The following is a 7,116-nucleotide window of genomic DNA, read 5'->3' as shown; positions in this document are numbered from 1 at the left end:
CCGGAAATGGTGCGGCTGTGGTTGAGCGGGATCGATATGGTGTACGGCGTCATCAGCGACCGTAGTAACGAATCGCGCCTCAAGCGCTGGGGCACCGGCATGTTTTACCATTTGATGGAATCCGGTGCGCCGATCACGATCCCGCGCAATGCCGGCGATTTTCGCCTGATGGACCGCAAGGTGGTTAACGCCCTTCGCCAGCTGCCGGAACGTAATCGCTTCATGAAGGGGCTGTATGCATGGGTAGGCTTCAGCAGCATTGCGCTGCCTTTCGTGCCGAACGAGCGCGCCACTGGCATTTCCAGTTTTAGCTATCGCAGCCTGAGCCGGCTGGCGCTGGCCGGCGTGACGGCGTTCACGACTCTGCCTTTGCGCATATGGAGCGCAGTCGGAGTCCTGATTTCCATCGGCGCCATCCTGTATGCATTCTGGATAGCCGGTGAATCCATCTTCTTCGGCAATGACGTGCCGGGCTGGTCAACGCTGGCGGCAGGCTTGATGTTCTTCTCCGGCATACAGTTGATTTCTATAGGCGTGCTGGGCGAATATATGGGACGCGTCTATGACGAAGTCAAAAAGCGTCCGCTGTACCTGGTTGCACACGATATCGATAACGGCCCGCTGACAACTGCAGACAAAGATACGCATGCGCCTGATTGAACTGTTGCGCGTGCTGCGCTTTGGCATCGTCGGCCTGGCTGCTGCAGCAGTGCATTACTGGGTTGTGATTGCGCTGGTAGAGCTGCTGCACATCGCCCCCTTGCAAGCGAATGCAGGCGGCTTCATTGTCGCATTCTGGGTCAGTTATTTTGGCCACCGGCACTGGACATTTTCCGATGCGGTGGCCACGCATGCGCAGGGTGCGTCTCCATCCTTCCTGCGTTTCCTGCTGGTCGCGGTGCTCGGATTCTGCATGAATGAATTGCTGTTTTACCTGTTGCTGCGTTATGCCGGCTGGCCGTATTACCTGGCCCTGGCGGTCGTGGTTTTCACCGTGGCTGTCATGACGTATGTACTGAGCCGTTTATGGGCCTTCCGCCACGCTGCACACTGATGAACAATCCCATGACACCGATCGCACTTTGCTCAGACGATTACGCGCAGAATCCCGGCATCGATGCCGGCATACGCCATTTGCTGGAGTTGGGGCGCTTGACGGCGGTCAGTTGCTTCAGCACCTCGCCGAGTTGGTTGTCGACGTCGGCCCCGGCCTTGCAAGCCTATCGCGGCCAAGCTGATATCGGCCTGCATTTCAATCTGACTGAAGGTTTCGGTCATGCCGGCCCCAGCCTGCATGCAGTGATTTTGCGCAGCCTGTTGCGCGGCCTGGATCTGCAAAAAGTGGAGCAGGAACTGGAGCGGCAACTCGATGCATTTGAAGCCGGCTGGGGCCAGCCGCCAGACTTCATCGATGGCCATCAGCATGTGCATCAATTGCCGGGCGTGCGCCAAGTATTGCTGAAAACGATACAGCGTCGTTATACCGGCCATCCTGTCTGGGTGCGCAATACGGTGCCGGCAAATCCGGCGTGGCGCGGCAAGCCGCAGATACTCAAATACTTGGGCGGCCAGTCGCTGGCGGCTGATTTGCAGGCGGCCGGCATCATCAGCAATCATGGCTTCGCCGGCGTGTATGGCTTTGACCGGGCAGACTATGCTGCCTGCTTCCAGGTCTGGCTGGATGCTGCACAACCCGGCATGCTGATCATGTGCCATCCGGCGACCGAGGCTTATCCGGATGATGAGATTGCGCAGCAAAGGGTAGTCGAATACCGTTACTTCACATCTGAAAAATTCACAGGGATGCTTGCCGCTGCGCAGCTCAGGCTGGAGCGTTTGTCGATACAGATGATTTAATTTAATTTTTGCTGCATTGCGACAATTGGATTAAGGTCATTTACTATGTATGTGTACTGCGGGGAAACCGTGGCATGTGCAGTTGATCAAGAATGCACCCAGGCTTAAAGCTTCATTCAACGTAATCGACGCGACCAAGTGGATCAATGAAGACTGACAAGTTGTATCTGCGTATCCATGTCACGCAGATACAGAAAATTCTACCCCTCATGGTTGCAGCTGTGCTGGCACTGGCAGGCTGTGCCTCGATGGCGCCACCCTATGCAGCTCCGGCGCTGCCGGTGGCGGCGCATTATCCGAACGAGCTTAATCAGGATGGTGCTGCTGCAGCGGCGATGGGCTGGCGCGACTACTTTACCGATGTCCGCCTGCAGGACTTGATAGCGCAGGCACTGGAAAATAACCGCGACTTGCGCATGGCCGTGTTGCGGGTAGAGGAAGCGCGCGCTGCCTACGGCATACAGCGCGCCGAACAATTTCCCACCATTGCCGCCCAGGCCGGCAGCGAACGCGCGCATGTGCCCGCCGACCTCAGCCTGACGGGCAAGCCGGCACTGAGCAGCCAGTACCAGGTGAGCCTGGGCCTGGCCAGTTGGGAAATCGACTTCTGGGGGCGGGTGCGCAGCCTGCGCGATGCTGCGCTGGAAAACTACCTGGCTAGCGATGAAGCGCGCCGTGCAGTGACGATCAGTTTGGTCGCGCAGGTGGCCAACAGCTATCTGGCGCTATGCGAACTTGACGAGCGCATCGCATTGGCGCGGCTGACGATAGCCAGCCGGGAAGAAAGCTTGCGCATCTTCACGCGCCGGGTCGAGGTCGGCTCGACTTCGCGCCTGAACCTGACGCAGGTGCAGACGCTGTTGAATCAGGCCCAGGCGCTGGGTGCGCAGCTGGAGCAGGCGCGTGCCGTGCAGGCAAATGCACTGACCTTGCTGGCAGGCGTCACGCTGCAGCTTCCAGCCACCAGCGGCCGTCTGGATGAACGGCAGATGCTGTTGCCGCTGCAGCCAGGCTTGCCATCGGACTTGCTGATACGCCGTCCCGACATCGTCGCAGCAGAGCGCCAGTTGAAGGCGGCAAATGCCCAGATCGGCGCTGCGCGTGCGGCATTCTTCCCGCGCATCGCATTGACCGGATCGTTCGGCACTGCCAGTGCCGAGCTCGATGGCTTGTTCGCTGCCGGCAGCCGCGCCTGGACTTTCGCACCCAGTATTACACTGCCGCTTTTCGACGCTGGACGCCGCAGCAACAACCTCAGCCTAGCTGAGGCGCGGCGCGATCTTGCAGTGGCAAATTATGAAAAAACCATACAGGCAGCTTTCCGCGACGTTGCCGATGCACTGGCAGCGCGTCAGTGGCTGGCGCAACAACTACTCATCGCCCAGGCGGCGCTGACGACGCAGACCGAGCGCGCGCGGCTGTCGCAGCTGCGTTATGACAATGGCGCCGCCGCCTATCTGGACGTGCTGGATGCGCAGCGCGACTTGCTGGTCGCCGAGCAGCAGCTGGTGCAGATACGCCGTGCGTTATTGTCCAGCCAGGTCAGCCTGTATGCAGCATTGGGTGGCGGTGCACTGGACGTCGCCGCCACTGATGCCACTGGCGCTGCTTCCACCCGCCATATTCCTTCAGCAGACAAGCACCTCACACCATGAATATCTCTTACAAAAAACAGCTGATTCCGATCGCCATCGTAGTTGTTGCCGTAGTCGCAGCCTCCTACGCCTGGTTCACCTTGCGTGACAACGGCCCCGGTGCCGGCTTCATCAGCGGCAATGGCCGCATCGAGGCGACTGAAGTGGATGTGTCAGCCAAACTCGGCGGGCGCGTGCTGGACATACTGGTCAAGGAGGGTGACTTTGTCAGCGCCGGTCAGCCACTGGCGCACATGCAGATAGACACCCTTACCGCCATGTATGACGAAGCGCGCGCAAGGCAGCAGCAAGCAGTGGCTGCGATTGCCAGTGCCGAAGCGCTGGTGGCAATGCGCCAGAGCGACAAGCAGGCGGCGCAGGCATTGGTGGCGCAGCGCCAGAGCGAACTCGATGCAGCCCAGCGCCGCCTGACGCGCTCGCAGACGCTGGCGCAGGAAGGCGCTTCGTCGCAGCAGGAACTCGACGACGACCGGGCCCGCGAGCGCAGCGTGCAGGCGGCGTTGGTGGCTGCCAGGGCGCAGGTTGAGGCGGCGCAGTCTGCCATCAACGCAGCGCACACTCAGGTGGCGGGCGCGCGCGCCACTGCCGTTGCTGCCGAGGCTTCGGTGGCACGCGTACAGGCCGATATCAATGACAGTGCGCTGACTGCGCCGCGCAGCGGCCGCGTGCAGTACCGGATTGCGCAAGCCGGCGAAGTGGTCGGTGCCGGCGGCAAGGTGTTGAATCTGGTCGACCTGTCGGATGTGTATATGGTTTTTTTTGTTCCTGAAACCATCGCCGGCAAGCTGGCACTGGGTAGTGAAGTGCACATCGTGCTCGACGCCGCGCCACAGTATGTGATTCCAGCCAGGCTGTCATTTGTGGCCAGCACCGCCCAGTTCACGCCGAAGACTGTGGAAACTGCCAGCGAACGGCAAAAGCTGATGTTCCGCGTCAGGGCGCAGATAGACCGCGAGCTGCTGCAAAAACATGTGAAGCTGGTCAAGACCGGCTTGCCAGGCGTGGCCTGGCTCAAGCTCGATGCCCAGGCTGCATGGCCGGCCGAGCTGGCCGTCAAGTTGCCGGAGTAAGACATGCCTGATGCGCCGCTTCCGGTAGTCCGGCTGACCGACATCAGTCTGCGCTATGGCAAGACGGTAGCGCTGGCGGGCATCAGCCTCGACATCCCGGCGCAACGCATGGTGGGTTTGATAGGGCCGGATGGCGTCGGCAAGTCCAGCCTGCTGGCGCTGGTGGCAGGCGCACGCAAAATGCAGCAAGGCAGTGCCGAAGTACTGGGCGGCGACATGCGCAGCAAGCGCCACCGCGACGCAGTGTGTCCGCGCATCGCTTACATGCCACAGGGTCTGGGCAAGAATTTGTATCCGACCTTGTCGGTCGAAGAAAACCTGCAATTCTTTGCGCGCCTGTTTGGCCACGATGCCGCCGAGCGCCGTCTGCGCATCGACAGCCTGACGCGCAGCACCGGCCTGTTTCCTTTCCTGACGCGCCCGGCCGGGAAATTATCCGGCGGCATGAAACAAAAACTGGGTTTGTGCTGCGCGCTGATCCATGATCCGGATTTGCTGATACTCGATGAGCCGACCACTGGCGTCGATCCGCTGGCCCGTTCGCAGTTCTGGGACTTGATCGCCCGCATACGCCGCGCCCGCCCGCAGATGAGCGTGATTGTGGCCACTGCTTACATGGATGAGGCGCAGCGTTTCGACTGGCTGGTGGCGATGGACGAGGGCCAGGTGCTGGCTACCGGTGCGCCGCAGGAATTGCTGGCACAGACGGGCAGCGCCAGTCTGGAAGCGGCGTTCATCGCGTTGCTGCCGGAAGAAAAGAAGCGCGGCCACCAGGCAATAGTGATCCAGCCGCTGGCGCTGGGAGAGGATGCCGAGATCGCCATCGAGGCGCGTGACCTGACGATGCGTTTCGGCGATTTCACCGCAGTCGATCACGTCAACTTCCGTATCCGGCGTGGCGAGATATTCGGCTTCCTGGGCTCCAACGGCTGCGGCAAGACCACCACTATGAAAGTGCTGACCGGCTTGCTGCCGGCAAGCGAGGGGCAGGCCTGGCTGTTTGGTCACGAAGTCGATCCGCACGATATCGCCACGCGGCGCCGCGTCGGCTACATGTCACAGTCGTTTTCACTGTATTCCGAACTCAGCGTCATGCAAAACCTGGTGCTGCATGCGCGCCTGTTCAACGTGCCGGAGGCCGAGGTTGCGGCGCGGGTGCAGCAGATGTTGACGCGTTTCGGGCTCGAGCAGGAACTCGATGAATTGCCGAACAAGCTGCCGCTGGGCATGCGCCAGCGCTTGTCGCTGGCAGTGGCGATGGTGCATGGGCCGGAACTGCTGATCCTTGATGAACCGACTTCGGGCGTCGACCCGGTGGCGCGCGATAACTTCTGGCGCCTGTTGATCGAGTTGTCGCGCCGCGACCGCGTGACGATCTTCATTTCCACCCACTTCATGAATGAAGCCGAGCGCTGCGACCGCATCTCGCTCATGCATGCGGGCAAGGTGCTGGTCAGCGATACGCCGGCACAACTGGTCGCGCAGCGTCAGGTCGATACACTGGAGCAGGCTTTCATCGCCTATCTGGAAGATGCTACCGGCGTAGTGGCTGCTGCAAAAGATGAAACTGATATTGCGACGGAAACTGGCACGGCAGTAGTAAGTGCAGAAGACAGTGCAGCACATCATGCTGCAGTACGCCCGCACCGTCGTTTCAGCATAGGCCGCACCCTCAGCTACATGTGGCGCGAGACGCTGGAACTCAGGCGCGATCCGGTGCGTGCGACGCTGGCGCTGCTAGGCACGACACTGCTGATGTTCATCATCGGTTATGGGATGAACATGGATGTCGACAACCTGACGTATGCGGTGCTGGATCAGGATCAAACCACTGTGAGCCAGAATTACACGCTCAATCTCGCCGGTTCGCGCTATTTCATCGAAAAACCGCCGGTCCGCAACCATGCAGAGCTGGACCGGCGCATGCGCAATGGCGAATTGTCGCTGGTCATAGAAATTCCATCCGGCTTTGCCCGCGACTTGAAGCGCGGTCATGGCGCACAGGTCGCCGCCTGGGTCGATGGCGCGATGCCGGCGCGCGCGGAAACCGTGCGCGGTTATGTGCAGGCTATGCATGCGCTGTGGCTGGTCGACATGGCGCAACACCGGCTCGGCGTGGCGCTGCCGGTGGCCAGCCAGATGGAAACCCGCTTTCGCTACAATCCCGATGTGAAAAGCCTGATGGCGATGGTGCCGGCCGTGATCCCGATGCTGCTGATGATGATCCCGGCGATGCTGACGGCGCTGTCGGTCGTGCGCGAAAAGGAGCTGGGCTCCATCATCAACCTGTATGTCACGCCGGTCACACGCACCGAGTTCCTGCTGGGTAAACAGCTGCCTTACATCGCGCTGGCGATGTTCAATTTCCTGATCTTGACGCTGCTATCGGTGACTGTCTTTGGCGTGCCGCTGAAGGGTAATTTCATCACGCTGCGCTTGCTGCATTGTTCTTCGTGATTTCTTCCACCGGCATGGGCTTGCTGGCTTCGACCTTCACGAAGAGCCAGATTTCTGCGATGTTCGTCACGATGATA

At 60.5% G+C, this 7,116-nt stretch carries 6 protein-coding genes; all 6 read left to right on the top strand.

Annotated features, from left to right (window positions below):
• Nucleotides 1-660 (top strand): glycosyltransferase (locus Q7T06_RS11760; protein ID WP_304784873.1); only part of this gene is annotated, 660 nt, incomplete at its 5' end.
• Complete coding sequence (locus tag Q7T06_RS11755) at nucleotides 647-1,054, top strand: GtrA family protein (RefSeq protein WP_304784870.1); 408 nt, start codon at nucleotides 647-649, stop codon at nucleotides 1,052-1,054. The genes Q7T06_RS11760 and Q7T06_RS11755, both read left to right, overlap by 14 nt.
• A gap of 11 nt (nucleotides 1,055-1,065) precedes the next feature.
• Nucleotides 1,066-1,857, top strand: a complete 792-nt coding sequence (locus Q7T06_RS11750) for a ChbG/HpnK family deacetylase (protein WP_304784868.1) — start codon at nucleotides 1,066-1,068, stop codon at nucleotides 1,855-1,857.
• 146 nt (nucleotides 1,858-2,003) lie between these two features.
• On the top strand, nucleotides 2,004-3,512 hold the full coding sequence (locus Q7T06_RS11745) for an efflux transporter outer membrane subunit (protein WP_370652381.1): 1,509 nt from the start codon (nucleotides 2,004-2,006) through the stop codon (nucleotides 3,510-3,512).
• Nucleotides 3,509-4,582 (top strand): HlyD family secretion protein, encoded by a 1,074-nt coding sequence (locus Q7T06_RS11740; protein ID WP_304784866.1) that lies wholly within the window; start codon nucleotides 3,509-3,511, stop codon nucleotides 4,580-4,582. Before Q7T06_RS11745 ends, Q7T06_RS11740 begins: the two co-directional genes overlap by 4 nt.
• Nucleotides 4,583-4,585: 3 nt before the next feature.
• Nucleotides 4,586-7,039: a ribosome-associated ATPase/putative transporter RbbA gene (rbbA, locus tag Q7T06_RS11735; RefSeq protein ID WP_370652380.1), complete on the top strand. Its 2,454-nt coding sequence runs from the start codon at nucleotides 4,586-4,588 to the stop codon at nucleotides 7,037-7,039.
• Nucleotides 7,040-7,116 lie beyond the last annotated feature (77 nt).

Source organism: Herminiimonas sp., assembly GCF_030645555.1.
GTDB lineage: Bacteria > Pseudomonadota > Gammaproteobacteria > Burkholderiales > Burkholderiaceae_D > Oxalicibacterium.
This window is presented reverse-complemented; position numbering and strand designations above follow the sequence as displayed.